At 60.0% G+C, this 24,330-nt stretch carries 22 protein-coding genes; 17 read left to right on the top strand and 5 right to left on the bottom strand.

Annotation, left to right across the window (positions count from 1 at the left end; translation table 11 throughout):
- Positions 1-35 precede the first annotated feature (35 nt).
- From VNV36_RS00195 to VNV36_RS00180, 4 genes are all read left to right on the top strand, one after another.
- Positions 36-1,349, top strand: coding sequence for a urate hydroxylase PuuD (locus tag VNV36_RS00195; RefSeq protein ID WP_325715117.1), 1,314 nt, complete (start codon positions 36-38; stop codon positions 1,347-1,349).
- Between the two features lie 221 nt (positions 1,350-1,570).
- Complete coding sequence (locus tag VNV36_RS00190) at positions 1,571-2,929, top strand: nucleobase:cation symporter-2 family protein (RefSeq protein WP_325715115.1); 1,359 nt, start codon at positions 1,571-1,573, stop codon at positions 2,927-2,929.
- A 156-nt stretch (positions 2,930-3,085) separates the two neighbouring features.
- On the top strand, positions 3,086-3,871 hold the full coding sequence (locus VNV36_RS00185) for an outer membrane protein OmpK (protein WP_325715113.1): 786 nt from the start codon (positions 3,086-3,088) through the stop codon (positions 3,869-3,871).
- A 372-nt stretch (positions 3,872-4,243) separates the two neighbouring features.
- Complete coding sequence (locus tag VNV36_RS00180) at positions 4,244-5,029, top strand: outer membrane protein OmpK (RefSeq protein WP_325715111.1); 786 nt, start codon at positions 4,244-4,246, stop codon at positions 5,027-5,029.
- Between the two features lie 90 nt (positions 5,030-5,119).
- Here the strand turns inward: VNV36_RS00180 and VNV36_RS00175 are convergent, their stop codons facing one another.
- Positions 5,120-6,292: a patatin-like phospholipase family protein gene (locus VNV36_RS00175; protein ID WP_325715109.1), complete on the bottom strand. Its 1,173-nt coding sequence runs from the start codon at positions 6,290-6,292 to the stop codon at positions 5,120-5,122.
- Between the two features lie 35 nt (positions 6,293-6,327).
- Entirely contained in the window at positions 6,328-7,260 is a 933-nt protein-coding gene (locus tag VNV36_RS00170) for a lipid A biosynthesis lauroyl acyltransferase (RefSeq protein WP_325715107.1), read from the bottom strand.
- A gap of 117 nt (positions 7,261-7,377) precedes the next feature.
- Here VNV36_RS00170 and minC point away from each other — a divergent pair, with 117 nt between their 5' ends.
- The 7 genes from minC to VNV36_RS00135 all read left to right on the top strand — a co-directional run bounded on the left by minC (position 7,378) and on the right by VNV36_RS00135 (position 14,227).
- Positions 7,378-8,115 carry a septum site-determining protein MinC gene (minC, locus tag VNV36_RS00165; RefSeq protein WP_041479318.1) on the top strand — a complete coding sequence of 246 codons (738 nt, stop codon included), beginning with the start codon at positions 7,378-7,380 and terminating at the stop codon, positions 8,113-8,115.
- A 169-nt stretch (positions 8,116-8,284) separates the two neighbouring features.
- The gene (minD, locus tag VNV36_RS00160; RefSeq protein WP_096822931.1) at positions 8,285-9,097 is read left to right on the top strand and encodes a septum site-determining protein MinD; all 813 of its coding nucleotides are present in this window, start codon (positions 8,285-8,287) and stop codon (positions 9,095-9,097) included.
- On the top strand, positions 9,097-9,351 hold the full coding sequence (gene minE / locus VNV36_RS00155; protein ID WP_003223146.1) for a cell division topological specificity factor MinE: 255 nt from the start codon (positions 9,097-9,099) through the stop codon (positions 9,349-9,351). Before minD ends, minE begins: the two co-directional genes overlap by 1 nt.
- Before the next feature lie 169 nt (positions 9,352-9,520).
- Positions 9,521-10,156, top strand: coding sequence for an RluA family pseudouridine synthase (locus VNV36_RS00150; protein ID WP_024012204.1), 636 nt, complete (start codon positions 9,521-9,523; stop codon positions 10,154-10,156).
- A gap of 180 nt (positions 10,157-10,336) precedes the next feature.
- On the top strand, positions 10,337-11,626 hold the full coding sequence (locus VNV36_RS00145; protein WP_325715099.1) for a M18 family aminopeptidase: 1,290 nt from the start codon (positions 10,337-10,339) through the stop codon (positions 11,624-11,626).
- 193 nt (positions 11,627-11,819) lie between these two features.
- Complete coding sequence (locus VNV36_RS00140; RefSeq protein ID WP_325715097.1) at positions 11,820-11,996, top strand: hypothetical protein; 177 nt, start codon at positions 11,820-11,822, stop codon at positions 11,994-11,996.
- A gap of 74 nt (positions 11,997-12,070) precedes the next feature.
- On the top strand, positions 12,071-14,227 hold the full coding sequence (locus VNV36_RS00135; protein WP_325715095.1) for a mechanosensitive ion channel family protein: 2,157 nt from the start codon (positions 12,071-12,073) through the stop codon (positions 14,225-14,227).
- 47 nt (positions 14,228-14,274) lie between these two features.
- On the opposite strand, the gene VNV36_RS00130 is transcribed toward VNV36_RS00135, so the two are convergent.
- A complete protein-coding gene (locus VNV36_RS00130) occupies positions 14,275-14,529 on the bottom strand; it encodes a bacteriocin immunity protein (RefSeq protein WP_186565859.1) in 255 nt (84 codons plus the stop codon).
- The gene (locus tag VNV36_RS00125) at positions 14,529-16,439 is read right to left on the bottom strand and encodes a pyocin-S2/colicin E7-DNase domain-containing protein (protein WP_325715092.1); all 1,911 of its coding nucleotides are present in this window, start codon (positions 16,437-16,439) and stop codon (positions 14,529-14,531) included. The genes VNV36_RS00130 and VNV36_RS00125 overlap by 1 nt, the downstream gene beginning before the upstream one ends.
- Before the next feature lie 306 nt (positions 16,440-16,745).
- Between VNV36_RS00125 and VNV36_RS00120 the strand changes: the two genes are divergently transcribed.
- Positions 16,746-18,080 carry an amidohydrolase gene (locus VNV36_RS00120; protein WP_325715090.1) on the top strand — a complete coding sequence of 445 codons (1,335 nt, stop codon included), beginning with the start codon at positions 16,746-16,748 and terminating at the stop codon, positions 18,078-18,080.
- 515 nt (positions 18,081-18,595) lie between these two features.
- On the opposite strand, the gene VNV36_RS00115 is transcribed toward VNV36_RS00120, so the two are convergent.
- Positions 18,596-19,309 carry a UTRA domain-containing protein gene (locus VNV36_RS00115; RefSeq protein ID WP_325715087.1) on the bottom strand — a complete coding sequence of 238 codons (714 nt, stop codon included), beginning with the start codon at positions 19,307-19,309 and terminating at the stop codon, positions 18,596-18,598.
- Positions 19,310-19,659: 350 nt separating this feature from the next.
- Between VNV36_RS00115 and VNV36_RS00110 the strand changes: the two genes are divergently transcribed.
- The 5 genes from VNV36_RS00110 to VNV36_RS00090 all read left to right on the top strand — a co-directional run bounded on the left by VNV36_RS00110 (position 19,660) and on the right by VNV36_RS00090 (position 24,328).
- Positions 19,660-20,727 (top strand): ABC transporter substrate-binding protein, encoded by a 1,068-nt coding sequence (locus tag VNV36_RS00110; protein WP_325715085.1) that lies wholly within the window; start codon positions 19,660-19,662, stop codon positions 20,725-20,727.
- 179 nt (positions 20,728-20,906) lie between these two features.
- Positions 20,907-21,713 carry an alkaline phosphatase family protein gene (locus VNV36_RS00105; protein WP_325715083.1) on the top strand — a complete coding sequence of 269 codons (807 nt, stop codon included), beginning with the start codon at positions 20,907-20,909 and terminating at the stop codon, positions 21,711-21,713.
- 5 nt (positions 21,714-21,718) lie between these two features.
- Positions 21,719-22,555, top strand: coding sequence for an ABC transporter permease (locus VNV36_RS00100; protein WP_325715334.1), 837 nt, complete (start codon positions 21,719-21,721; stop codon positions 22,553-22,555).
- Complete coding sequence (locus VNV36_RS00095) at positions 22,542-23,342, top strand: ABC transporter permease (protein ID WP_325715081.1); 801 nt, start codon at positions 22,542-22,544, stop codon at positions 23,340-23,342. The genes VNV36_RS00100 and VNV36_RS00095 overlap by 14 nt, the downstream gene beginning before the upstream one ends.
- Positions 23,339-24,328, top strand: a complete 990-nt coding sequence (locus tag VNV36_RS00090) for an ABC transporter ATP-binding protein (RefSeq protein ID WP_325715079.1) — start codon at positions 23,339-23,341, stop codon at positions 24,326-24,328. The genes VNV36_RS00095 and VNV36_RS00090 overlap by 4 nt, the downstream gene beginning before the upstream one ends.
- Positions 24,329-24,330 lie beyond the last annotated feature (2 nt).

Here is a 24,330-nt window from a genome sequence, read left to right as displayed (position 1 = left end):
TCGACAACAAGAGTGACAGGCGAGAGGTAAAGACTGTGGAAGCACATCTGTTGGAATGGCTGAACCTGAGCGTGCGCTGGGTTCACATGATCACTGGCGTGGCCTGGATCGGCGCGTCGTTCTACTTCGTCTGGCTGGAGAACAACCTCAACCGCGTCAACCCGAAAACCGGTCTGGCCGGGGATCTGTGGGCGATCCACGGCGGCGGCATCTACCACCTGGAAAAATACAAACTGGCCCCTCCATCGATGCCGGAGAACCTGCACTGGTTCAAATGGGAAGCCTACTTCACCTGGATGTCGGGGATCGCGCTGCTGTGCGTGGTGTTCTACTCCAATCCCGTGCTTTATCTCGTGGCACCCGGCAGCGGCCTCAGTGGCCCTGAAGGCGTGGCCATCGGTATCGGCTCGCTGATCGTCGGCTGGTTCGTCTACGACTTCCTCTGCGATTCGGCCCTGGGCAAAAAACCCGCCCTGCTCGGCTTCATCCTGTTCGTCCTGATCATTGCCGCGGCCTATGGCTTCAGCAAAGTGTTCAGCGGTCGTGGCGCCTACCTGCACGTCGGCGCGATCATCGGCACCATCATGGTCGGCAACGTGTTCCGCATCATCATGCCGGCGCAACGCGCACTGGTCGCGGCGATCGCCGAGAACCGCACGCCGGATCCGGCACTGCCGGCCAAGGGTCTGCTGCGTTCGCGGCACAACAACTACTTCACCCTGCCGGTGCTGTTCATCATGATCAGCAACCACTTCCCGAGCACCTACGGCAGCCAGTACAACTGGTTGATCCTGGCCGGGATCGCAGTGTTGGCGGTGCTGGTGCGTCACTACTTCAACACCCGTCACGACAGCCACAAGTTTGCCTGGACCCTGCCGGTGGCAGCGGTGGGTATGATCAGTCTGGCCTACGTCACCGGCCCGACGCCGATGTCGAGCGCACCTGAAGTGGCCAAGGCGCCAGCCAAAATCGAGTACCAACCGCTGCCGGAAACGGCACTGGGCGGTGGCGCGAAACCGGCCGCAGCGGCGCAACCGGCGGCACCCGCAGCGTCTGCGGCAGCGCCGGCACAAGCCTCCAATGCAGGTCCAGGTTTTGACAAGGTGCACCACGTGATTCAAGAGCGTTGCACGGTGTGCCATTCGTCCAAACCGACCAGCCCGTTGTTCAGTGCGGCCCCGGCCGGTGTGATGTTCGACACCCCCGAGCAGATCCGCCAGAACGCCGCGCGCATTCAGGCGCAGGCCATCACCACGCAGATCATGCCACTGGGCAACATCACCCAGATGACCCAGCAGGAACGTGACCTGATCGCTGCCTGGATTGCCCAGGGAGCACAGACCAACTAAGCCGTAAAAGCTTCGCGAGCAGGCTCGCTCCCACAAGGACACCTTCAATTCCTGTGGGAGCGAGCTTGCTCGCGAAAGCGGTGGGTCAGACACATTGATGTTCAGTGAAACGGCGCCTTCGCGAGCAAGCTCGCTCCCACAGGTTTCCCTGATGCAAAGAAACAGCTGCAAGCAACCCGGCAGCTGTCAATCACAAGAATAAAAAAGATCCGAGGTGTTGCATGTCCGAGCTATCCAAAGCGCGCATCCCCGACGCACCCGCCATTCAGCGTTTGCCCCTTTTGCAACTGATTCTGGTCGGTTTGCAACATGTTCTGCTGATGTACGGCGGTGCCATCGCGGTGCCGCTGATCATCGGACAGGCCGCTGGCCTGAATCGTGAAGAAATCGCCTTTCTGATCAACGCCGACTTGCTCGTCGCCGGGATTGCCACCATCGTGCAGTCGCTCGGCATCGGCCCGATGGGCATTCGCATGCCGGTGATGATGGGCGCCAGTTTCGCCGCGGTCGGCAGCATGGTCGCCATGGCCGGCATGCCCGGTATCGGTCTGCAAGGCATCTTCGGTGCGACGATCGCCGCCGGTTTTTTCGGCATGCTGATCGCGCCGTTCATGTCCAAAGTCGTGCGCTTCTTCCCGCCGCTGGTGACCGGCACGGTCATCACCTCGATCGGTTTATCGTTGTTTCCCGTGGCCGTGAACTGGGCCGGTGGCGGTGCCGCCGCCGCGCAATTCGGCTCACCGATCTATCTGGCCATCGCCGCTCTGGTGCTGGCCACCATTTTGTTGGTGCACCGTTTCATGCGCGGTTTCTGGGTCAACATTTCCGTGTTGATCGGCATGTGCCTGGGCTACGTGCTGTGCGGCGTGATCGGTATGGTCGACCTCAGCGGCATGGCCAACGCGCCGTGGATTCAATTCGTCACTCCGCTGCATTTCGGCATGCCCAAATTCGAGCTGGCACCGATCCTGTCGATGTGCCTGGTGGTGGTGATCATCTTCGTCGAGTCCACCGGGATGTTCCTCGCGCTGGGCAAGATCACCGGTCAGGAAGTCTGCCCACGCATGCTGCGCCGCGGCTTGCTGTGCGACGCCGGCGCCTCGTTCGTGGCCGGTTTCTTCAACACCTTCACCCACTCTTCGTTCGCGCAGAACATCGGCCTGGTGCAGATGACCGGCGTGCGCTGCCGTTCGGTGACTGTCGTCGCCGGCGGTCTGCTGATCGTTCTCAGTCTGCTGCCGAAAGCAGCCTTTCTGGTCGCGTCGATTCCGCCGGCGGTTTTGGGCGGCGCGGCGATTGCGATGTTCGGCATGGTCGCCGCCACCGGCATCAGGATCCTTCAGGAAGCCGACATCGGTGACCGGCGCAACCAGTTGCTGGTCGCGGTGAGCATCGGCATGGGCCTGATCCCGGTGGTGCGCCCGGAATTCTTCGCGCACTTGCCGATGTGGATGAGCCCGATCACCCACAGCGGCATCGCCATGGCCACCCTCAGCGCGCTGACCCTGAACCTGCTGTTCAACATCCTCGGTGGCAAGGAGCGTGCGGCGATCAACGATTGCCATGCTCACCAGCATTAACGGAGTCACCACAAAACCTTGTGGGAGCGAGCCTGCTCGCGAAAGCGGTGTGTCATTTGACAGCGATGGCGACTGACACCCTCTTCGCGAGCAGGCTCGCTCCCACAGGGGCAAGCGACACCCTGCCTCAACAATAAAAACAAGAGGGAGCAACAGATGACTCGCACGCATACCAACGTTCTGTTGGGTGGCGGCCTGCTGGCCGCGTCCCAGGCCATGGCCGGCGATCTGCTGCTGTGGCAGACCAACAGCCTCAGCTATCTGTACGGCAAGAACTTCGCGATCAACCCGTCGTATCAGCAGACAGTCACCTTCGAGCATGCCGACAAGTGGAAGTACGGCGACAACTTTCTGTTCGTCGACAAGATCTTCTACAACGGCAAGGAAGACCCGAACAAAGGCCCGCACACCTTCTACGGCGAATTCACCCCGCGCCTGTCCTTCGGCAAGATCTTCGATCGCAAGATCGAATTCGGCCCGATCAAGGACGTGCTGCTGGCGATGACCTATGAGTACGGCGAAGGCGAAAGCGAGGCCTACCTGATCGGTCCCGGCTTCGACCTGAAAGTGCCCGGTTTCAATTACGTCACCCTCAACATCTTCCGCCGCCACACCGAAGGTCCGCGCCCCGGCGATGGCGTCTGGCAGATCACCCCTGCCTGGTCCTGGAGCTTCCCGCTGGGCAATTCCGATGTGCTGATCGACGGCTACCTCGACTGGGTCGTCGACAATGACGAGAACTCGCGCGGCACCTATCACGCCAACCTGCACATCAACCCGCAGATCAAATATGACCTCGGCAAAGCACTGGGCTGGAGTCAGAAACACGTGTACGTCGGCACCGAGTACAGCTACTGGAAGAACAAATACGGCATCGAAAGCAGCCACAATTTCGACACCAACCAGAACACCGCCAGCCTGCTGCTGAAGGTGCACTTCTAGGATGGCCCGCCACTGTGCTCCATACCTGTCGTCGCCGCTCTGTTGCGGGGCACTTGAGCGCTGGCCGAGGAGTCAGTATTCTCCGCGGCCTTCCGAATTCGGTCTAAAAAAAAGCCCGGATTTATTTCCTGACCGAAAAGCCAACTTACCCCGGCCACGGTCAGCACTGAGGCATCCCGAAAACACGCTCGATCGACTGTTTTTCAGCAGCCGACGGGCGTTTTTTTGCGTTTGGAAAAGCCTTGGCGCAGCTCTTGCTAACAGCAATGAAGCTGACCGATCGGATGATTTTTTCAGCAACGAAAAAAGGCGCCACACCAGAGCGCCGAACTTAAAAAAATAACGTGGAACACCTACTTTGGGAGCAACCGAATGAAACGCATGTGCACCAGCCTGATGCTGGCCGGATCGATGTTCGCCGGCGGCCAGGCCATGGCCGAAGGCCTGCTGCAGTGGCAGAACAACAGCCTGACCTACCTGTATGGCAAGGATTTCCAGGTCAATCCACGCATTCAGCAGACCGTGACCTTCGAGCACGCCGATGCCTGGACGTACGGGGATAATTTCTTCTTCTTCGACAAGATCTTCTACAACGGTGGCAAGGACTTCAGCAACGGCCCGAACACCTACTACGGTGAGTTCAGCCCGCGCATCTCGCTGGGCAAGGTGCTCGACCAGAAGATCGGGTTCGGCCCGGTGACCGACGTGCTGCTGGCCATGACGTATGAGTTCGGTGAAGGCGATACCGAGGCTTATCTGATCGGTCCAGGTTTCGACCTGGCGATTCCGGGCTTCGACTACTTCCAGCTGAACTTCTATCAGCGTCACACCCAGGGCGCACGCGCCGGTGACAATGTCTGGCAGATCACCCCGGTGTGGTCCTACACCATCCCGGTCGGCAAATCGAACATCCTGATCGATGGCTTCATGGACTGGGTGGTCGATAACGACTCCAATTCCAAGGGCGACTACCACGCCAACCTGCACTTCAACCCGCAGGTCAAATACGACCTGGGCAAAGCGCTGAATTTCGGCGAGAAGCAGCTGTATGTCGGCGTCGAATACGACTACTGGTCGGACAAGTACGGGATCAAGGACAGTCAGTATTTCAAGACTGATCAGAGCACCACGAGCTTCCTGGTGAAGTTCCACTTCTGATAGTGAAAGCTTCGCGAGCAGGCTCGCTCCCACATTCGACCGAGTTCCAATGTGGGAGCGAGCCTGCTCGCGAAGGCCTCAGCGCCGTTTTCAGGCTGGAATGAGCGCTTCGGATATCCGCAAAAACCTGCACAGCTCCTCGCGCTTGGCCAGCGCATCCCGCCGCCCCAGCTCAATCAACTCGCTGCAGTACCCCGCTTCGAACAGCAGATAACTCAGCACACCCGCCCCACTCGTCTTCGTAGCCCCAGGCCCTCGCAAGAACAGACGCAACGCCGCCGGCAATTCCTGGCGATGCCGCGCGGCGATCTCGTCGATCGGCTGACTCGGCGCAATCACCAGCACCTCCACCGGCGCGACGCCCAGCGCACGGGTCGGCGTACCGGGCGGCAATAAATGACTGAACTGGTTGAGGCGTTGCAGCAATTCGATATCGCTCTCGAGACTGTCGATGAACGTGCTGTTGAGCATGTGCCCGCCGATCTGCGCCAGCGTCGGTTGCTGGCCGGTGTAGGCGCGCTCCAGCGGCTGCTGCGGATCGAGGCCGCGCGGGTTGCCGCTGACGCCCACCACCAGCACGCGACTGGCGCCCAGGTGCAGCGCCGGACTGATCGGCGCCGACTGGCGCACCGCGCCATCGCCGAAATACTCCTCGCCGATTTTCACCGGCGCGAACAGCAGCGGAATCGCCGAACTGGCCAACAGATGATCGACCGACAGGTGTGTCGGCACGCCAATGCGGCGATGGCGCAGCCAGGCATCAATAGTGCCGCCGCCCTGATAGAACGTCACCGCCTGCCCCGACTCGTAGCCGAATGCGGTCACCGCCACGGCCTGCAACTGCTTGCGCGCGATGGACTCGGCAATGCCGGGCAGGTGCAGTTTTTCATCCAGCAGTTCGCGCAGCGGCGAACTGTTGAGCAGCGCCACCGGCATTTGCCGACCGAGGCCGAGCAGGCTGTGGCTGACAAAACGACTGGCCTGATGAATTACGCCGGGCCAGTCGCTGCGCAGCACGCGGTGGCTGCGAAAGCCCTGCCAGAACAGGGACAGGCGTTCGATGGCGGCGCGAAAGTCAGTGGCGCCGCTGGCCAGGCTGACCGCGTTGATTGCACCTGCGGAGGTGCCGACGATCACTGGAAACGGATTGTCGGAGCCTGCCGGAAGCAACTCGGCAATCGCCGCCAGCACCCCGACCTGATACGCCGCCCGAGCCCCGCCGCCGGAAAGAATCAAACCTGTGACCGGTTCAGCAGGACTCATCGCAACACTCCAGGGTGCTTTTCAGGACGGATACGTCAACGGCGCTTGGGGTAAAGCTTCGGCTCGCCCGGCGGGCGGCTCTTGAAGCGTCGATGCGCCCACAGATATTGCTCGGGGCAGGCACGCATGGCGCTCTCGACCCACTGATTGATGCGGATGCAATCGGCTTCTTCGGTTTCACCGGGAAAGTCTTCCAGCGGCGGATGGATCACCAGGCGATAACCGCTGCCGTCGGCCAGACGTTCCTGGGTGAACGGCACCACCAGCGCCTTGCCCAGGCGGGCAAATTTGGTCGTCGCGGTGACCGTTGCGGCCTGAATGCCAAACAGCGGCACGAAGATACTTTGCTTGGCGCCGTAGTCCTGATCCGGCGCGTACCAGATCGCCCGGCCCGAGCGCAGCAGCTTGAGCATGCCGCGCACGTCGTCGCGCTCCACCGCCAGCGAATCGAGGTTGTGCCGCTCGCGGCCACGGCGCTGAATGAAGTCGAACAAGGGATTTTTGTGTTCGCGGTACATGCCGTCGATGGTGTGCTGCTGGCCGAGCAGCGCTGCGCCGATTTCCAGAGTGGTGAAATGCGCGGCCATGAGGATCACTCCTTTGCCTTCGCGCTGGGCCTTTTGCAGATGCTCCAGGCCTTCGACGTGAGCCAGTTTCGCCAGGCGCTCGCGCGACCACCACCAGCTCATCGCCATTTCAAAGAAGGCGATACCGGTGGAGGCGAAGTTTTCCTTGAGCAGGCGTTTGCGCTCGGCGGCGGATTTCTCCGGGAAGCACAATTGCAGATTGCGCCGAGCGATGGTTCGCCGGTCACTGGCGACGCGATACATCAACGCACCCAAAACTCGACCGATGGTCAGCAGCGCCGGATACGGCAACTGCACGATCAGCCACAAGAGCCCCAGGCCACACCAGAGCGGCCAGAAGCGCGGAGCAAGATATGCTTTTCGAAAACGCGGGCGATCCATTAAAGCTTCCGTAAATACAGTGGCCGCGCATTCTACATCGTTCGACCCGGCTTGCGGCTCGCGGGCGTTCTCGTTATAAGTCTCGGCACTTTTAGTGACAAGCCGTTGTATGCCGACATGAGCCAAACCGACCCGTTAGACCAAGATCCCGTATTCCAGCTCAAGGGCAGCATGCTGGCCATCACTGTGCTGGAACTGGCCCGTAACGACCTCGAAAGCCTCGATCGGCAATTGGCCGCCAAAGTTGCCCAGGCGCCGAATTTTTTCAGCAACGCACCGCTGGTGCTGGCGCTGGACAAACTGCCGCCGAACCAGGGCGCCGTCGACTTGCCGGGCCTGATGCGTGTCTGCCGTCAGCATGGCCTGCGCACCCTGGCCATTCGTGCCAGCCGCATCGAAGACATCGCCGCCGCCATCGCCATCGACATTCCCGTGCTGCCGCCCTCCGGCGCTCGCGAGCGACCGCTGGAAACGCCGGAAGCTGAAGTCAAAAAGAAACCGGAAAAACCGCCTGAGCCAACCGTCAAACCGACCCGCGTCATCACCACGCCAGTACGTGGTGGCCAGCAGATTTACGCCCAGGGTGGCGATCTGGTGGTGGTCTCTTCGGTCAGTCCGGGGGCGGAACTTCTTGCCGATGGCAACATCCATGTATACGGCCCGATGCGCGGCCGCGCGCTGGCCGGCGTCAAAGGTGATACCAAGGCACGGATTTTCTGTCAGCAATTGAGCGCTGAACTGATCTCCATCGCCGGTCATTACAAGGTCTCCGAGGACCTGCGTCGCGATCCGATGTGGGGCTCGGGCGTCCAGGTCAGCCTGTCGGGCGACGTGTTGAACATCATTCGGCTTTAACGGATACTGCCGCATTTTCCAAGCATCTCTAAAACGTAGCGAAAACGGCTCAAACGAAGTAGGAAAATGGCTCAAAGCCAAATTCCAGCCAAGGCTGTCCGACTGCAGTAGTTTTCAAGAGATGTTTTTCAGGGGCTGAACAGTCCTTCTTCCTTAGGGGTGAAACACCTTGGCCAAGATTCTCGTGGTTACATCCGGCAAGGGTGGTGTGGGTAAGACCACCACCAGCGCCGCTATCGGTACCGGTCTCGCTCTGCGCGGCCACAAAACAGTGATCGTCGACTTCGACGTGGGCTTGCGTAACCTCGACCTGATCATGGGTTGCGAGCGCCGCGTGGTGTATGACTTCGTCAACGTCGTCAATGGCGAAGCCAACCTGCAACAGGCACTGATCAAAGACAAGCGCCTGGAAAATCTCTACGTATTGGCCGCCAGCCAGACCCGCGACAAAGACGCGCTGACCGTCGAAGGCGTGGAAAAAGTCCTGATGGAGCTCAAGGAACAATTCGAGTTCGTCGTATGCGACTCCCCGGCGGGCATCGAAAAAGGTGCACACCTGGCCATGTACTTCGCCGATGAAGCGATCGTCGTGACCAACCCGGAAGTTTCCTCGGTACGTGACTCGGACCGCATGCTCGGTCTGCTGGCGAGCAAATCGCGCCGCGCCGAACGTGGCGAAGACCCGATCAAGGAACACCTGCTGATCACCCGCTACCACCCGGAGCGTGTTGAAAAGGGCGAGATGCTCGGCGTTGAAGACGTCAAGGAAATCCTCTCGGTGACCCTGCTCGGCGTGATCCCCGAATCCCAGGCGGTGCTCAAGGCTTCCAACCAGGGCGTGCCGGTGATTCTCGACGACCAGAGCGATGCCGGTCAGGCTTACAGCGATACCGTCGACCGCCTGCTGGGCAAAGATAAAGCCCACCGATTCCTCGATGTCGAGAAGAAGGGATTCTTCGAGCGCCTGTTTGGAGGTAGGTAATGAACCTTTTTGACTTCTTTCGTGCCAACAAAAAGCCAAGTACCGCCTCGGTAGCGAAAGAGCGTCTACAGATCATCGTGGCGCATGAGCGCGGCCAGCGCAGCACGCCGGATTACTTGCCAGCCTTGCAGAAGGAACTGGTCGACGTGATCCGCAAGTACGTCAACATCGGCAACGACGACGTACACGTTGCACTGGAAAGCCAGGGCAGTTGCTCGATTCTGGAACTCAACATCACCCTGCCCGATCGCTGAGTCGATTTGGCAGTCGCTACGGCGGCTCGGACTATTGATGCTCGTGCAGGAGCTGCCGAAGGCTGCGATCTTTTGATCTTCAAAGTCAAAAGATCGCAGCCTTCGGCAGCTCCTGCAGGTTTATCAGCAGTTCCGAGCCGCCGTTGGCATTTGTTACGAGGCTGTTTTAATGCCGCTGTCCAACATCCGCATCATCCACGAGGACGCCGCCGTTCTGGTGGTCGACAAACCGACCCTGCTGCTCTCGGTGCCCGGGCGCGCCGATGACAACAAAGACTGCCTGATCACCCGTCTGCAGGAAAACGGCTACCCGGAAGCGCGCATCGTCCATCGGCTGGACTGGGAAACTTCCGGGATCATCCTGCTGGCCCGTGATGCCGACACTCACCGCGAACTGTCGCGGCAGTTTCACGACCGCGAAACCGAAAAAGCCTACACCGCACTGGCCTGGGGTCAGCCGGAACTGGACAGCGGCAGCATCGACCTGCCGTTGCGCTACGACCCGCCCACCAAACCACGGCACGTGGTCGATCATGAATTCGGCAAGCATGCGCTGACGTTCTGGAAAGTGCTGGAACGTTGCGGCGACTGGTGCCGCGTCGAGCTGACACCAATCACCGGCCGCTCGCATCAGTTGCGCGTGCACATGCTGTCGATCGGTCATCCGCTGCTCGGTGACGGACTCTACGCCCACGAACAAGCGCTGGCGGCGTGGCCGCGCCTGTGCCTGCACGCCAGCATGCTCAGCTTCACCCACCCGCAAACCGGCGAGCGCCTGCGCTTCGAGTGCCCGGCGCCGTTCTGACGAACACCGCCGAACCCATGTAGGAGCTGCCGAAGGCTGCGATCTTTTGATCTGGTGTTTCGTAAATCAAAAACAAGATCAAAAGATCGCAGCCTTCGGCAGCTCCTACAGGGTTCCGGTGCAGATTCAATTCCCCGGCCAATACGTTAAACTCCCGCCCATTGCTGTCTGGAGTTTCTTATGCGCGCAGAGTTGAACCAGGGCCTGATCGACTTTCTCAAGGCCTCCCCTACCCCGTTCCACGCCACCGCCAGTCTCGTTCAGCGTCTGGAGGCTGCCGGTTATGTGCGCCTCGACGAGCGCGAGCCTTGGACCACCGAGGCCAACGGCCGCTATTACGTGACCCGTAACGACTCCTCGATCGTTGCGATCAAAATGGGCCGCAACTCGCCCTTGCACGACGGCATTCGTCTGGTCGGTGCCCACACCGACAGCCCCTGCCTGCGGGTCAAGCCGCAACCGGAACTGCAACGTCAGGGCTTCTGGCAACTGGGCGTCGAAGTCTACGGCGGCGCGCTCCTGGCGCCGTGGTTCGACCGCGATCTGTCGCTGGCCGGCCGGGTGACCTTCCGCCGTGACGGCAAGGTCGAGAGCCAGTTGATCGACTTCAAGGCACCGATCGCGATCATTCCCAATCTGGCCATTCACCTCAACCGCGAAGCCAACCAGGGTTGGGCGATCAACGCGCAGACCGAGCTGCCGCCGATTCTTGCGCAGTTCGCCGGTGACGAGCGGGTCGATTTCCGCGCCGTACTCACCGATCAACTGGCCCGCGAACACGGTTTGAACGCCGACGTGGTGCTTGATTACGAGCTGAGCTTCTACGACACGCAAAGCGCTGCGGTCATCGGCTTGAGCGGTGATTTCATTGCCGGTGCGCGCCTCGACAACCTGCTGTCCTGCTACGCCGGCCTGCAAGCGTTGCTCAGCGCCGAGACCGACGAAACCTGCGTGCTGGTGTGCAACGACCACGAGGAAGTCGGTTCCTGCTCGGCCTGCGGCGCCGACGGCCCGATGCTCGAACAGACCCTGCGCCGTCTGCTGCCCGAAGGTGACGAGTTCGTTCGCACCATCCAGAAATCCCTGTTGGTCTCGGCCGACAACGCCCACGGCGTGCACCCCAACTACGCGGACAAGCACGACGCCAACCACGGCCCGAAACTCAACGCCGGTCCGGTGATCAAGGTCAACAGCAATCAGCGCTACGCCACCAACAGCGAAACCGCCGGTTTCTTCCGTCATCTGTGCATGGCCGAAGAAGTACCCGTGCAAAGCTTCGTGGTGCGCAGCGACATGGGCTGCGGCTCGACCATCGGCCCGATCACCGCCAGCCACCTGGGCGTGCGCACCGTCGACATCGGCCTGCCGACCTTCGCCATGCACTCGATCCGCGAACTGTGCGGCAGCCATGACCTGGCACATTTGGTCAAAGTGCTCAGCGCGTTCTATGCCAGTCGTGAATTGCCGTAAAAGCTGAAGAACTTCGCGAGCAGGCTCGCTCCCACATTGAGTTGCATTCCAACCTGTGGGAGCGAGCCTGCTCGCGAAAGCGCTTGTGCAGACAGCAGAATCCTCTCTGACCTGATGCATTCCTGAGCCACATCACACCCCGCCTCGAAAACCTGCCTAGACTCAAAGGATCACCCAAGACAAGGCAGTCTCCATGATCTCGATGTCCTCGTTCCACGCCATGCTCATTCCCATTCTTTGCGGGATGATCCTGCTGGCCATCGGCTTCAACTTCCGCGACAAGAACGCGGGGGTGTTGGCCATGTGGATCGGCATGCTGATGATCCTCGCCACCGTGGTCTACAAGATCCTCGCCAAACTCAACGAATGACCGAGCCCGGCTCGCATTGCGCCCGAGGGCCTCGTACACTCCTGCGCATCCGCCTATCGCGAGGTTGTCCCCTGGTGTTCGCTCGTCTTTTTGCTTTGCCTGGTCTGTTGCTTGTCTGCCTGATGACCCTGTTGCCGCTGGCGCCCGCGCAAGCGGTCGGTCTGCCCGGTCTGCTCAACACTTCCAAACCCCAGCCCGAGGCCCAGGAACCCCTCGGCCAATCGCTGGATGAAGTGATCAAATCGCTGGAAAACGACAAGCAACGCGCGCAGCTGCTCAGTGATCTGAAAAAACTGCGCGATGCCACAAAAAAGGCTCAGGCCACCCCGGAGGAAGGCGTTCTCGGCCTGATCGGCGGCACCCTCGCCAACTTCGAAAAACAGTTCTCCGGCGCCGACAGCCCGATCACCCGCTGGTCCAACGAGTTCGAACTGGCCAGGGACGAACTGACCAGCAAGCTGCTGCCGGCCAATGAATGGCTGCCGATCATCTTCGGTTTCGCCATGATCCTGATGGTCTGGAGCCTGCTCGCCGCCGCCTTGATCTGGCTCGGCCACCGCGTGCGCCTGCGCTTCGGCCTGACCGAAGAACTGCCGCAACACCCCAAGGCCCTCGACATGCTGCGCTTCGCCCTGCGCAAGCTCGGGCCGTGGTTGATCGCCCTGGTGATGACCGTTTACATGAGCTACGCGCTGCCGTCATCGCTGGGCAAAAGCCTGGCGATGGTGTTGGCCTATGCCCTGGTCGTCGGCACCTGTTTCTCGGCGATCTGCGTAATTGCCTTCTCCCTGCTGGACGGCCCGCATCGCCATCGCGCGCTGTACATCCTGCGCCATCAGGCATTTCGACCGCTGTGGCTGATCGGCAGCTTCGCCGCGTTCGGTGAAGCGTTGAGCGATCCGCGCCTGGTCGAGAGCCTCGGCGTGCATCTGGCGCACACCGCAGCGACTACCGCCAATGTGCTCGCCGCCCTGTCGACCGGCCTGTTCATCCTGCGATTCCGCCGGCCGATCGCGCACTTGATCCGCAACCAACCGCTGTCGCGCCGCCTGACCCGCCGCGCCCTCAGCGACACCATCGAAATCCTCGGTACCTTCTGGTACGTACCGGCGCTGGTGCTGGTCGGCATCTCGCTGTTCGCCACGTTCGTCTCCGCCGGCGACACCAGCACCGCGCTGCGGCAGTCGCTGATCTGCACGGTTCTGCTGGTGTTGTGCATGGTGATCAACGGCCTCGTGCGTCGGCATTCGCTGAAGCCGCAACGCGGGCCGAAACGCCATGCGCTGTATTCGGAACGACTGAAAAACTTCTTCTATACCCTCGCGCATTTGCTGGTATGGCTGGTCTTCATCGAACTGGGCCTGCGTGTCTGGGGCCAGTCGCTGATCGCTTTCGCCGACGGCGAGGGTCACGACATCAGCGTCAAACTGTTCAGCCTGATCGGCACGCTGGTTTTCTCCTGGCTGATCTGGATCCTCGCCGACACCGCCGTGCATCACGCCCTCACCCGCTCGCGCAAAGGCCTGGCCAACGCCCGCGCGCAGACGATGATGCCGCTGATCCGCAACGTGCTGTTCGTGGCGATTTTCATCATTGCACTGATCGTCGCGCTGGCGAACATGGGCATGAACGTTACGCCACTGCTGGCCGGTGTCGGTGTGATCGGTCTGGCGATCGGTTTCGGCGCACAGTCCCTGGTCGCTGACTTGATCACCGGCCTGTTCATCATCATCGAGGACTCGCTGGCCATCGATGACTATGTCGACGTAGGTGGCCACCTCGGCACCGTCGAAGGCCTGACCATCCGCACCGTGCGCCTGCGCGACATCGACGGCATCGTCCACACCATCCCGTTCAGCGAAATCAAAAGCATCAAGAACTACTCGCGGGAATTCGGCTACGCGATCTTCCGCGTCGCCGTGCCATACAACATGGAAATCGACGACGCGATCAAACTGATGCGCGACGTCGGCCAGAAGATGCGCAGCGATCCGCTACAACGCCGCAACATCTGGTCGCCGCTGGAGATTCAGGGCGTGGAAAGTTTCGAGTCCGGCAGCGCGATCCTGCGCGCTCGGTTCAAGACTGCGCCGATCAAACAGTGGGAAGTTTCCCGGGCGTTCAACTTGTCGCTGAAAAGGCAACTGGATGAGGCGGGGCTGGATCTGGCGACACCGCGGATGAGTGTGCAGGTGATTACGCCTGGGGTGGAGGTCAAGAAAGGCGATTGAGTCCCCTTGAGCCCCCTATCGGCAGATGCGCCAATAGGGGGCAGCGCTTACTGGTCTTTGAAACCAGGTTTGCCGTGGGCGGCCCGCCATCTTTTTACTTCCGCCACAATGTTTTCCGGACCACCTTTGCCCGGTTCCGGGTAATAGATTAAATCGGAACGCGCTGGATGCTCGCTCAGTCGTTCAAACTCCATAACAGCTGAGGTATGCCCCTTTTCAGTCGCGTAATCCGATTGACATATCTTTTGTACAAAATGCAAAAACTGCTCTTCGGACATATCACTGATCATTAACTTTTTCATTACTCGACTCCCTTATGAACTTCCAAATGCTGCTTCGGAGTTAGCAAACGCAGGTTATCAATATCGTACAACTGCCCACCGTCCGATAACGATGAGACGTGGTGCAGCTCAAGTTTCACTCGTTTACCAACTCGATCACCCGCTCTCACAAACGCTGACCGCCCTTTGCTCATTGCACTGAGACTATTTGGATCAAACCACATCGCCAGCTCAACGTCAGCGCTCACCGCCTTCCAGAAAGTCTCCCTGAAAGCCCTGAAATCGTTGAACTGCTTGCCTCGCAATTGATCTGCGATTCTCGATGGAATCGCCGCGCCCTCGCCTTGCGTTGCCGCCTCCAGCCATCCATTCGCAACCGGCTCTCCATAACCACTGGCCACCCCTGGATCATTGCGTCGATCCCGGAACATGACGTACTGCGGGGGCAGACCCAATTCCGGAGGGAAGACCAGAATGAAGTCGTCGAAACGAATGTTGCCCCGCCCCGGATAAGCGTCGATCCGCCCTTTGATCGGTACCAGATTGCCGCCGATGTATCGAGGCGGAGCCGGATTTTCGATGGGAAACAGCGTTGAACTGTCTGTAGGAGTTATCGATGGCGTCCAGACCGCAGTGGTCGGCGGAATGTCATTGAGCGTCGCGCTGTAAGTGTTATCCCCAGCGTTGTAGCCAGCTGCTATCACGCGAACGCCGGATGGCAGTTTTGTCCCCGCTACCGGAACGACAAGCAGCTCGGCGAGTGATCCCGTCAGTGGCCGGGCACTCAAACGCACCGGCAGATTCAGTCGTGCTCTTTCGTTCGCCAGCGTGTTCAGATCAGGCAACGGACCGGGCAGCAGATCTGCCAATGGAAGGCTGAGCAGAAAGCGTTCAGGCAGCTCACCATTGCCCAACACCGGCGAGTAGACAAACGCACTCACCCCCACCATCAGGCCGGACGCTGTGCCAGCAGCCAGCCCAGATAAACCGGCAACCGCCGAGCGAATCGAAGCGGCAAGACCCGCCATCAGGCTGTCGGCAATCGCAACCGCCCCACCGGAGGTCGCAAATACCAGTTGGGCGTGGCTGATATTGCCCTGAAAGCGCAATGGGCTACTGTGCCCACCGGGGGTTTGCTGCCGGCGCTTTTCCTCATCCACCCTGCGTGCTTCGGCTTCAGCCTCAAGCGCCGCCTGTTCCTCGGCACGCTTGCGCTCCAGTGCCTCAGCCGCCATGCGGGCCTGTTCTTCTTCAAGCCGCCTGAGTTCATTGGCGGCGGCCTGCCGCGCCAGTTCTTCCGCCAGCCGCCGCGCCTGCTCCTGAGCGACGCGGGCCTGTTCCTGTGCAGCCTGCCGGGCGTGTTCCGCCGCCAACCGCGCCTGATCCTGGGCGATCCGCTCGGCTTCCTGAGCTTGCACCACAGCAATCATGCCTTTGACCGTGGCCGACTGGCTGTTCAACAAGTTGATGCCTTCGATTAGCAGCTTGGCATTGAACAAGGCGCTATAGGCCTGCCGAACGCTGACACTACTGCCTCGCCGATTGACCTGTGGTAACCGGCCACCGTTAAAAAAAATTTCAATTTGGGCATGACTGAAACGTTGAATGGCAACGTCTCTCGCCACGAAAAACGCATTGAATTTTCGTGTCGTCAGCGACTCCCTGAAGCGCATCTCCCGCGCCAGCGCATCCAAAGGAGGCAATACACTTTGATCACCTGCTGCCCGCACTTCTGCCAGTTCATGTTCAATGACCTGAGCAATATTCCTGGAAGTATCTTTATAGATACTTTCCATATCGAGTATTTCACCCAAAGGCGCAAAGTTGATGTTTGGCCCCGAACCGTCTCCTGCACCTAAATAATGTAAATATTCATCTTGTTTATCCGGACGCACAACAATCGGCGGAAGCGTTATTCCATTACGCTGCATTTATAAATCCTCCATGGACAATAGTTTTCGTCGCGCTGGCCGGTCACCCTCAAACAGCCAATAAAGTGACCGGCACCTGGAGAAATTTATTGAAATAAATGTTGCGCGGTGCGGTACATAGTTATCGCCCGCGTTTTATCTGTCACGCCGGACGGAACTGATAAAGCGGTAGGAGTTTTCGCTGATAACTTATGCTCAAACGTAAATCTGTAGGAGCGCATAGCGCTTTCCTGAACGGATCGCACTTGCGTGCAGAGCCTTTGTCACAGGCAGGCAAGCCCGACAACAATAATCAAGGAGAACCCTATGCAACTGACGCGCATTGCCCAGACCCTTTTGCTCACCCTGGTCGCCAGCCATGCGGGCGCCGCGACCCTGGACAGCGCCCGCACACAGATCGCCGAGCAGGCGCAGAAGCTCGAGCCGCAACTGCTGGAAACCCGCCGCGACCTCCACGCCCACCCGGAACTTGGCAACAGCGAGAAACGCACCGCTGAGCTGGTTGCCAACCAGTTGCAAGCCCTGGGCCTTGAAGTTAAAACCGGCGTCGCTCGCACCGGCGTGGTCGCCATTCTCAAAGGCGCCCTGCCCGGCCCGACCGTGGCCCTGCGCGCCGACATGGACGCGCTGCCGGTCAAGGAAGTCTCCGACCTGCCGTTCGCCTCGAAAGCCAAAGGCACTTATCTCGACAAGGAAGTCGACGTCATGCACGCCTGCGGCCACGACGCGCACACCGCGATCCTGCTCAGCGCGGCGAAAATTCTTACCGGAATGCGCGAGACTTTGCCAGGCACCGTGGTGTTCTACTTCCAGCCCGCCGAAGAAGGCCCGAGCGACTTCATTCCCGACGGCAAAAATACCTGGGGCGCGAAGATGATGGTCGAGGAAGGCGTGATGAAGTCGCCGAAACCCGACGCGGTGTTTGGCCTGCACGTCTGGGCCGGCGTCCCCGCTGGCCAGATCGCCTGGCGCCCCGGCCCGACCCTGGCCAGCTCCGATGACCTGCGCATCAAGATCCACGGCAAACAAACCCACGCCGGCCGTCCCTGGGACGGCATCGACCCGATCACCGTCGGCGCACAAACCATCGTCGGCCTGCAAACTGTGGTCAGCCGCCGCACCGATATCTCCTCTTATCCCTCGGTGGTCAGTATCGGCACCATCAACGGTGGCACCCGCTACAACATCATCCCCGAATCGGTCGATATGACCGGCACCATCCGCTCCTACGACTACGGCATCCGCCAGAAACTGCACAGCGACGTCCGCCAGACCGTAGAAAAAATCGCCGAAAGCGGCGGCGCGAAAGCCGACGTCACCATCATCGAAAAATACGACCCGACGATTAACAACCCGGCACTGACAGAAAAGATGCTGCCGACTTTGAAGTGGGCCGCCAAGGATGATGTGGTGCAGGGACCGCTGGTAGGCGGCGCGGAAGATTTCTCGTTCTTCGCTAAGGAGGCGCCGGGGTTGTTTGTATTTCTTGGTGTGACGCCGCGGGATCAGGACATGAGCAAAGCTGCGCCGAATCATAATCCGGGGTTCTTTGTGGATGAGTCGGCGCTGGTGGTTGGGGTCAGGACATTGGCGTCGTTGGCGACGGATTATTTGTATGGGAATGCGGCGGTGGGCAGGTAGAGAGGGGGTGAGCGTGGAGGCGCCTTCGCGAGCGGCTCGCTCCCACAGGGATTGAGTACATCCGACAGAGATCGGGCGGCTCTTAAGCCGCCATCGCGAGCAGGCTCGCTCCCACAGAACAGCAAAATCAAAATCAAAAGATCGCAGCCTTCGGCAGCTCCTACACACAATGAGCGCAAGCTCGAGTAACGCTTTTGATCTTGGAGCCCGTCGGCAGGCTGAGTGGAGGGATTGATCCGGGCGTGGGAGCGCAGCGACCGTACGACGCAGTCGTACACAGCGAGTGTAGGTGCAGCGAAGCAAACCGGAGCCGCTGCGCCAGGATCGATCCCGCAGCGAAGGAACCCCGAGCCTAAGCGAGCGGGCCGAACGTCAGGGCGCAGCCTTTTTGGGTACTTTTTCGGCGTCTGGAAAAAGTGCCTCGCCGTAAGGGCGAAACCATAAGAAGCCGTTACCGCAGCAACGAATATTGACCCACCCCCCCCAAAACCTGGTCGGCCCAGAGGCCGCCAAGGTCAAACCACATCAACCCCAACGTGAATCGCATCATGCCGCCAAAACTCCAGATCACAATCAATCAACCGCCCATGCTGATCGTAATTGACCCGCGCAATGCGCAAGCCCGGACTCCCCACCGAAACCCGCAAAGCCGCTGCCGCATCGACAGATAAAGACGTAGGCACCATCTCGAACCGCACCCGGCCATAGTGCAAATCGTAATGCCGGGCATACAGCTCGGTGATCGACTGATTCAAATCAAACTCGAGAATCCCGGGAAAAAACTGCGGATTCAAATAGTGCTCCACATACAACACCAGCCGCCCGTCAATGCGCCGCGAGCGGCAAATCTGAATCACGCTCGACAGCGCCGGCAGCTGCAGCCACGCGCACACCGCCGCCGAAGCCGGCTGCAATCGCGCCGAAATCACCTCGGTCGAAGGCACGCGGCCCTGCGCACTGACCATCGCGTGAAAATGACTGCGCTGCATCAGGTTGTAAGCCAGACGCGGCGGCGATACGAACCAGCCGCGTCGCTCCTCGCGATAAATCTGCCCCTGCGCCTCGAGCTGCAACAGCGCCTCACGCACAGTGATCCGCGTTGTCCCGAACAGCTCACTGAGCTTGCGTTCGGCCGGCAACTTGCTGCCGGCGGCCAACAGACCGTGATCGAGCTGTTCCTGCAGCACTTGGCCAATCGCTGTCACCGCTTTCGTTGCCTCATCGCGCATCAACGTTACCTATCTGGACTAGACCAGCACTGTTTCGGGGCAAAACCGAACGCCATATGGATCGCTGTCGGGTGTTGCAAGCCTAGGCAGTGCAGATGACCGCCAGATGACAAAATTACCGAACGGTCGCTTTCACGACTTGCAATACATCGGCCAAGTCCCCTGTCTGTCGGGCCTTCGGCATGGTCTACGCTTATCTGGCACCTGCCGATCACAGGCGGATAAAAGACCTGCCACACCAGCGTCGACATCAAAGTGTCATCCAGCGCGCCTAAATTGGCTCAGGTATTGCTGACCTAGACCAACACATACCGCAATCGCAGCGTTGAACACGACCAAGGAGCTTCGGAATGAAACAGCTTTTCCTGGCAACACTGTTAGGCTCGACCATTGCCATGTGCACCGCCGCGATGGCGGCCGACACCGATCTGAAAACTCTCGAAGCCGCTGCGAAAGCGGAAGGCGCCATCAACAGCGTTGGCATGCCAGATGACTGGGCCAACTGGAGAGGCACCTGGGAAGACCTGGCGAAAAAATACGGCCTCAAGCACATCGACACCGACATGAGCTCCGCCCAGGAGATCGCCAAGTTCGCCGCCGAAAAAGACAACGCCACCGCCGACATCGGCGACGTCGGTGCGGCTTTCGGCCCTATCGCGGTCAAGCAAGGCGTGGTGCAACCGTACAAGCCGAGCACCTGGGATCAGGTGCCGGACTGGGCCAAGGACAAGGACGGCAACTGGGCGCTGGCCTACACCGGCACCATCGCGTTCATCGTCAACAAGAAGCTGCTGCACGGCTCCGAGGTGCCGACCAAGTGGGCTGACCTCAAAACCGGCAAGTACAAGGTCTCCATTGGCGACGTGAGCACCGCCGCCCAAGCTGCCAACGGCGTGCTCGCCGCGGCCCTGGCCAACGGTGGCGACGAGAAAAACATCCAGCCAGCCTTGCTGCTGTTTGCAGACATCGCCAGACAAGGCCGTCTGTCGATGGCCAATCCGACCATCGCCACCATGGAAAAAGGCGAGATCGAAGTCGGCGTGGTCTGGGACTTCAACGGCCTGAGCTACAAGGCCAAGATGGCCAACCCGGATGACTACGTGGTGCTGATTCCGTCCGATGGCTCGGTGATCTCCGGCTACACCACGATCATCAACAAGTACGCAAAAAACCCGAACGCCGCCAAGCTGACCCGCGAATACATCTTCAGCGACGCCGGCCAGACCAACCTTGCCCGTGGCAACGCCCGTCCGATCCGCGCCGAACACCTGCAACTGCCGGAAGACGTGAAAGCCAAGCTGCTGCCCAACGAGCAGTACAAAAAGGTCACGCCGATCAAAGACGCCGACGCGTGGGAAAAGACCTCCAAGGCCCTGCCGCAGAAGTGGAACGAAGAAGTCATCGTAGAGATGAAATAAACCTGTAGATCCCTGTTCGGGATCCTTGAAGATCCAAATGTGGGAGCGAGCCTGCTCGCGAAGGCGGCGTGTCAGTCGACATCACTGTTGAATGATGTACCGCATTCGCGAGCAGGCTCGCTCCCACAGGGGATCGATTCGATTTCGCAATATCTGAATTTCGCGGAGTGTTTGCCCCTATGAAGCACAACGTCATCCTTGTCGTGCTCGACGGCCTCAACTACGAGGTTGCGCGGCACGCCATGGGGCATCTGCAGGCCTATGTTGACGCAGGACGCGCGGCGCTCTATCAACTGGAGTGCGAACTGCCCGCCCTGTCCCGACCACTTTACGAATGCATCCTCACCGGCGTGCCGCCCATCGACAGCGGCATCGTCCACAATAATGTCTCGCGCCTGTCGAACCAGCGCAGCATCTACCACTATGCCCGCGATGCCGGCCTGAAAACGGCCGCTGCGGCTTATCACTGGGTCAGCGAGCTGTACAACCGATCACCGTTCGAAGCCACACGCGACCGCCACACCGACGATCCGTCCTTGCCGATCCAGCACGGTCACTTCTACTGGAACGATCACTACCCCGATTCGCACCTGTTCGCCGACGCCGAAAACCTGCGCTTGCGCCACGCGCCGAATTTCCTGCTGATCCATCCGATGAACATCGATGACGCCGGGCACAAGCACGGTCTCGACAGTTCGCAATACCGCAACAGCGCGCGCTCGGCGGACATCATCCTCGCCGACTATCTGCATACCTGGCTCGACGCTGGTTATCAGGTGCTGGTAACCGCCGACCACGGCATGAACAACGATCGTTCGCACAACGGCTTGTTACCCGAAGAGCGCCAAGTGCCGATGTTTGTCCTTGGCGAGGCTTTCAGCCTGACTCCCGATGCCGCACCGAAGCAGACCGAAATCTGCGGCACGGTCTGCGAACTGCTCGGCGTGCCTCACGACAAACCTGTGTGCCGGGAGCTGTTCAAGTGAATGCCATGACTCGCGGCAAATGGCTCGCGGCGCTGTGCCTGGTGCCCTTCGCGCTGTTCTTCATAGTCTTCGAAATCGCCCCGCTGGTCTGGGTGATGATCAATAGCCTGCAGTCGGAAGAATTCGGCTGGGGCTTGGCCAATTTCAGTAAGGTCTTCAGTTCGAAGTTTTATCGGCAGGCGATCCAGTACAGCCTGGAGATCAGTTTCTGGTCGAGCGTGTTCGGCATCATCATTGCTGTGCTCGGCGCATACTCGCTGCGTCGCGTCGATTCGAAGCTGCGCAACTTTGTGAATGCCTTCGCCAACATGACCAGCAACTTCGCCGGCGTGCCGCTGGCGTTCGCCTTCATCATCCTGCTCGGCTTCAACGGCAGCATCACCATCATGCTCAAGCAGTCGGGGATCATCCAGGACTTCAACCTGTACTCGAAAACCGGGCTGATCATCCTCTACACCTACTTCCAGATTCCCCTCGGTGTGCTGCTGCTCTACCCGGCTTTCGACGCCCTGCGTGAGGACTGGCGCGAGTCCGCCGCGCTGCTCGGCGCCAACGGCTGGCAGTTCTGGCGGCACATCGGTCTGCCGGTGCTGACCCCGGCATTGCTCGGCACGTTCGTGATCCTCCTGGCCAACGCACTCGGCGCTTACGCCACGGTCTATGCACTGACCACCGGCAACTTCAACGTCCTGCCGATTCGTATTGCGGCGATGGTGTCCGGGGATATCTCGCTCGATCCGAACCTGGCCAGCGCACTGGCCGTGGTGCTCGTGGCGCTGATGACCCTCGTCACCGTCGTGCATCAACTGCTGTTGAAGAGGAGCTACCATGTCTCGCGCTGAATCGGGCCCGGCCGGCCTCTACCACCGCGTCGTGGTCTATCTGTTGTTCGCCATTCTGCTGTTGCCGCTGGTGGGCACGCTGGTCTATTCGATCGCCAGCAGTTGGTCGGCGACCATTCTGCCCAGCGGCTTCACCTTCAAGTGGTATATCCAGCTGTGGAGCGATCCACGCTTTCTGCACGCATTCGGCCAGTCACTGATCGTCTGCGTCGGCGCCCTGGTGTTGTCGGTGGTGCTGATCCTGCCGCTGCTGTTCGTGGTGCATTACTACTTTCCGAAACTCGATGCGCTGATGAACATCCTGATCCTGCTGCCCTTCGCGGTGCCGCCGGTGGTGTCTTCGGTGGGGCTGTTGCAGCTCTACGGTTCCGGGCCGATGGCGATGGTCGGTACGCCGTGGATTCTGATCGGCTGCTACTTCACCGTGGCATTGCCGTTCATGTACCGGGCGATCACCAACAACCTGCAAGCGATCAACCTGCGCGACCTGATGGATGCTGCGCAACTGCTCGGCGCCAGCACCTTTCAGGCGGCATTGCTGGTGGTACTGCCGAATCTGCGCAAGGGTCTGATGGTGGCGCTGCTGCTGTCGTTCTCGTTCCTCTTCGGTGAATTCGTCTTCGCCAACATCCTCGTCGGCACGCGCTACGAAACCCTGCAGGTCTATCTGAACAACATGCGCAACAGCAGCGGTCACTTCACCAGTGCGCTGGTCATTTCGTACTTCTTTTTCGTGCTGGTCCTGACCTGGATCGCCAACATCTTGAACAAGGACAAAAGCGAATGAGCTACGTCAGCGTCCGACACCTGCAGAAGCGTTATGCGGGCACTACTGTGTTCAGCGACATCGATTGCGAAATCAACAAAGGCGAGTTCGTTACCCTGCTCGGTCCGTCCGGGTGTGGCAAATCCACCTTGTTGCGTTGCATCGCCGGGCTGACGCCGGTCGATGGCGGCCAGATCCTCCTCGACGGTGTCGATATCGTGCCGTTGAGCCCGCAGAAACGCGGAATAGGCATGGTCTTTCAGAGCTATGCACTGTTCCCCAACATGACCGTCGAACAGAACGTTGCTTTCGGCCTGCGCATGCAAAAGGTCAACGCCGATGACAGCCAAAAACGCGTTTCTGAAGTGTTGAAACTGGTTGAATTGCACGACTTCGCCAGGCGCTACCCGCATCAACTGTCGGGTGGTCAGTGCCAGCGTGTCGCCCTCGCCCGCTCGCTGGTGACCCGCCCGCGCTTGCTGCTGCTGGATGAGCCGCTGTCGGCGCTGGACGCACGGATTCGCAAGCACCTGCGCGAACAGATCCGCCAGATCCAGCGCGAACTTGGGCTGACCACGATCTTCGTGACCCATGATCAGGAAGAAGCACTGACCATGTCCGACCGGATTTTCCTGATGAATCAAGGAAAAATCGTACAGAGCGGCGACGCCGAAACCCTCTACACCGCGCCGGTCGATGTGTTCGCCGCCGGCTTCATCGGCAACTACAACCTGCTCGACGCCGAGGCCGCCTCGAAACTGTTGCAACGGCCGATCAACCATCGCATCGCCATCCGCCCGGAAGCCATCGAACTGAGCCTTGACGGCGCACTCGATGCGCAGATCCGTAGCCACAGCCTGCTCGGCAACGTCATTCGATATCGTGTCGAAGCGCGTGGCGTGGAGCTGGTGGTCGATGTGCTCAACCGCTCGGCCGCCGATCTGCATCCGGACGGACAGCGCCTGGCACTTTCCATCGATCCGACGGCCTTGTGTGAGGTGGCTTGAAG

The sequence above is a fragment of the Pseudomonas sp. genome, assembly GCF_035554175.1.
Taxonomy (GTDB): domain Bacteria; phylum Pseudomonadota; class Gammaproteobacteria; order Pseudomonadales; family Pseudomonadaceae; genus Aquipseudomonas.
The sequence above is the reverse complement of the archived record's forward strand: the minus strand, read 5'-3'. Positions and strand labels throughout refer to the sequence as shown.

What these genes read in the sequence shown, in the direction of transcription:
- VNV36_RS00190 (WP_325715115.1), top strand. Translation starts at nt 1,571, where the DNA reads ATGTCCGAGCTATCCAAAGCGCGCATCCCCGACGCACCCGCCATTCAG.
- VNV36_RS00185 (WP_325715113.1), top strand. Translation starts at nt 3,086, where the DNA reads ATGACTCGCACGCATACCAACGTTCTGTTGGGTGGCGGCCTGCTGGCC.
- VNV36_RS00180 (WP_325715111.1), top strand. Translation starts at nt 4,244, where the DNA reads ATGAAACGCATGTGCACCAGCCTGATGCTGGCCGGATCGATGTTCGCC.
- VNV36_RS00175 (WP_325715109.1), bottom strand. Translation starts at nt 6,292, where the DNA reads ATGAGTCCTGCTGAACCGGTCACAGGTTTGATTCTTTCCGGCGGCGGG.
- VNV36_RS00170 (WP_325715107.1), bottom strand. Translation starts at nt 7,260, where the DNA reads ATGGATCGCCCGCGTTTTCGAAAAGCATATCTTGCTCCGCGCTTCTGG.
- minC (WP_041479318.1), top strand. Translation starts at nt 7,378, where the DNA reads ATGAGCCAAACCGACCCGTTAGACCAAGATCCCGTATTCCAGCTCAAG.
- minE (WP_003223146.1), top strand. Translation starts at nt 9,097, where the DNA reads ATGAACCTTTTTGACTTCTTTCGTGCCAACAAAAAGCCAAGTACCGCC.
- VNV36_RS00150 (WP_024012204.1), top strand. Translation starts at nt 9,521, where the DNA reads ATGCCGCTGTCCAACATCCGCATCATCCACGAGGACGCCGCCGTTCTG.
- VNV36_RS00145 (WP_325715099.1), top strand. Translation starts at nt 10,337, where the DNA reads ATGCGCGCAGAGTTGAACCAGGGCCTGATCGACTTTCTCAAGGCCTCC.
- VNV36_RS00140 (WP_325715097.1), top strand. Translation starts at nt 11,820, where the DNA reads ATGATCTCGATGTCCTCGTTCCACGCCATGCTCATTCCCATTCTTTGC.
- VNV36_RS00130 (WP_186565859.1), bottom strand. Translation starts at nt 14,529, where the DNA reads ATGAAAAAGTTAATGATCAGTGATATGTCCGAAGAGCAGTTTTTGCAT.
- VNV36_RS00125 (WP_325715092.1), bottom strand. Translation starts at nt 16,439, where the DNA reads ATGCAGCGTAATGGAATAACGCTTCCGCCGATTGTTGTGCGTCCGGAT.
- VNV36_RS00120 (WP_325715090.1), top strand. Translation starts at nt 16,746, where the DNA reads ATGCAACTGACGCGCATTGCCCAGACCCTTTTGCTCACCCTGGTCGCC.
- VNV36_RS00115 (WP_325715087.1), bottom strand. Translation starts at nt 19,309, where the DNA reads ATGCGCGATGAGGCAACGAAAGCGGTGACAGCGATTGGCCAAGTGCTG.
- VNV36_RS00110 (WP_325715085.1), top strand. Translation starts at nt 19,660, where the DNA reads ATGAAACAGCTTTTCCTGGCAACACTGTTAGGCTCGACCATTGCCATG.
- VNV36_RS00105 (WP_325715083.1), top strand. Translation starts at nt 20,907, where the DNA reads ATGAAGCACAACGTCATCCTTGTCGTGCTCGACGGCCTCAACTACGAG.
- VNV36_RS00100 (WP_325715334.1), top strand. Translation starts at nt 21,719, where the DNA reads ATGACTCGCGGCAAATGGCTCGCGGCGCTGTGCCTGGTGCCCTTCGCG.
- VNV36_RS00095 (WP_325715081.1), top strand. Translation starts at nt 22,542, where the DNA reads ATGTCTCGCGCTGAATCGGGCCCGGCCGGCCTCTACCACCGCGTCGTG.
- VNV36_RS00090 (WP_325715079.1), top strand. Translation starts at nt 23,339, where the DNA reads ATGAGCTACGTCAGCGTCCGACACCTGCAGAAGCGTTATGCGGGCACT.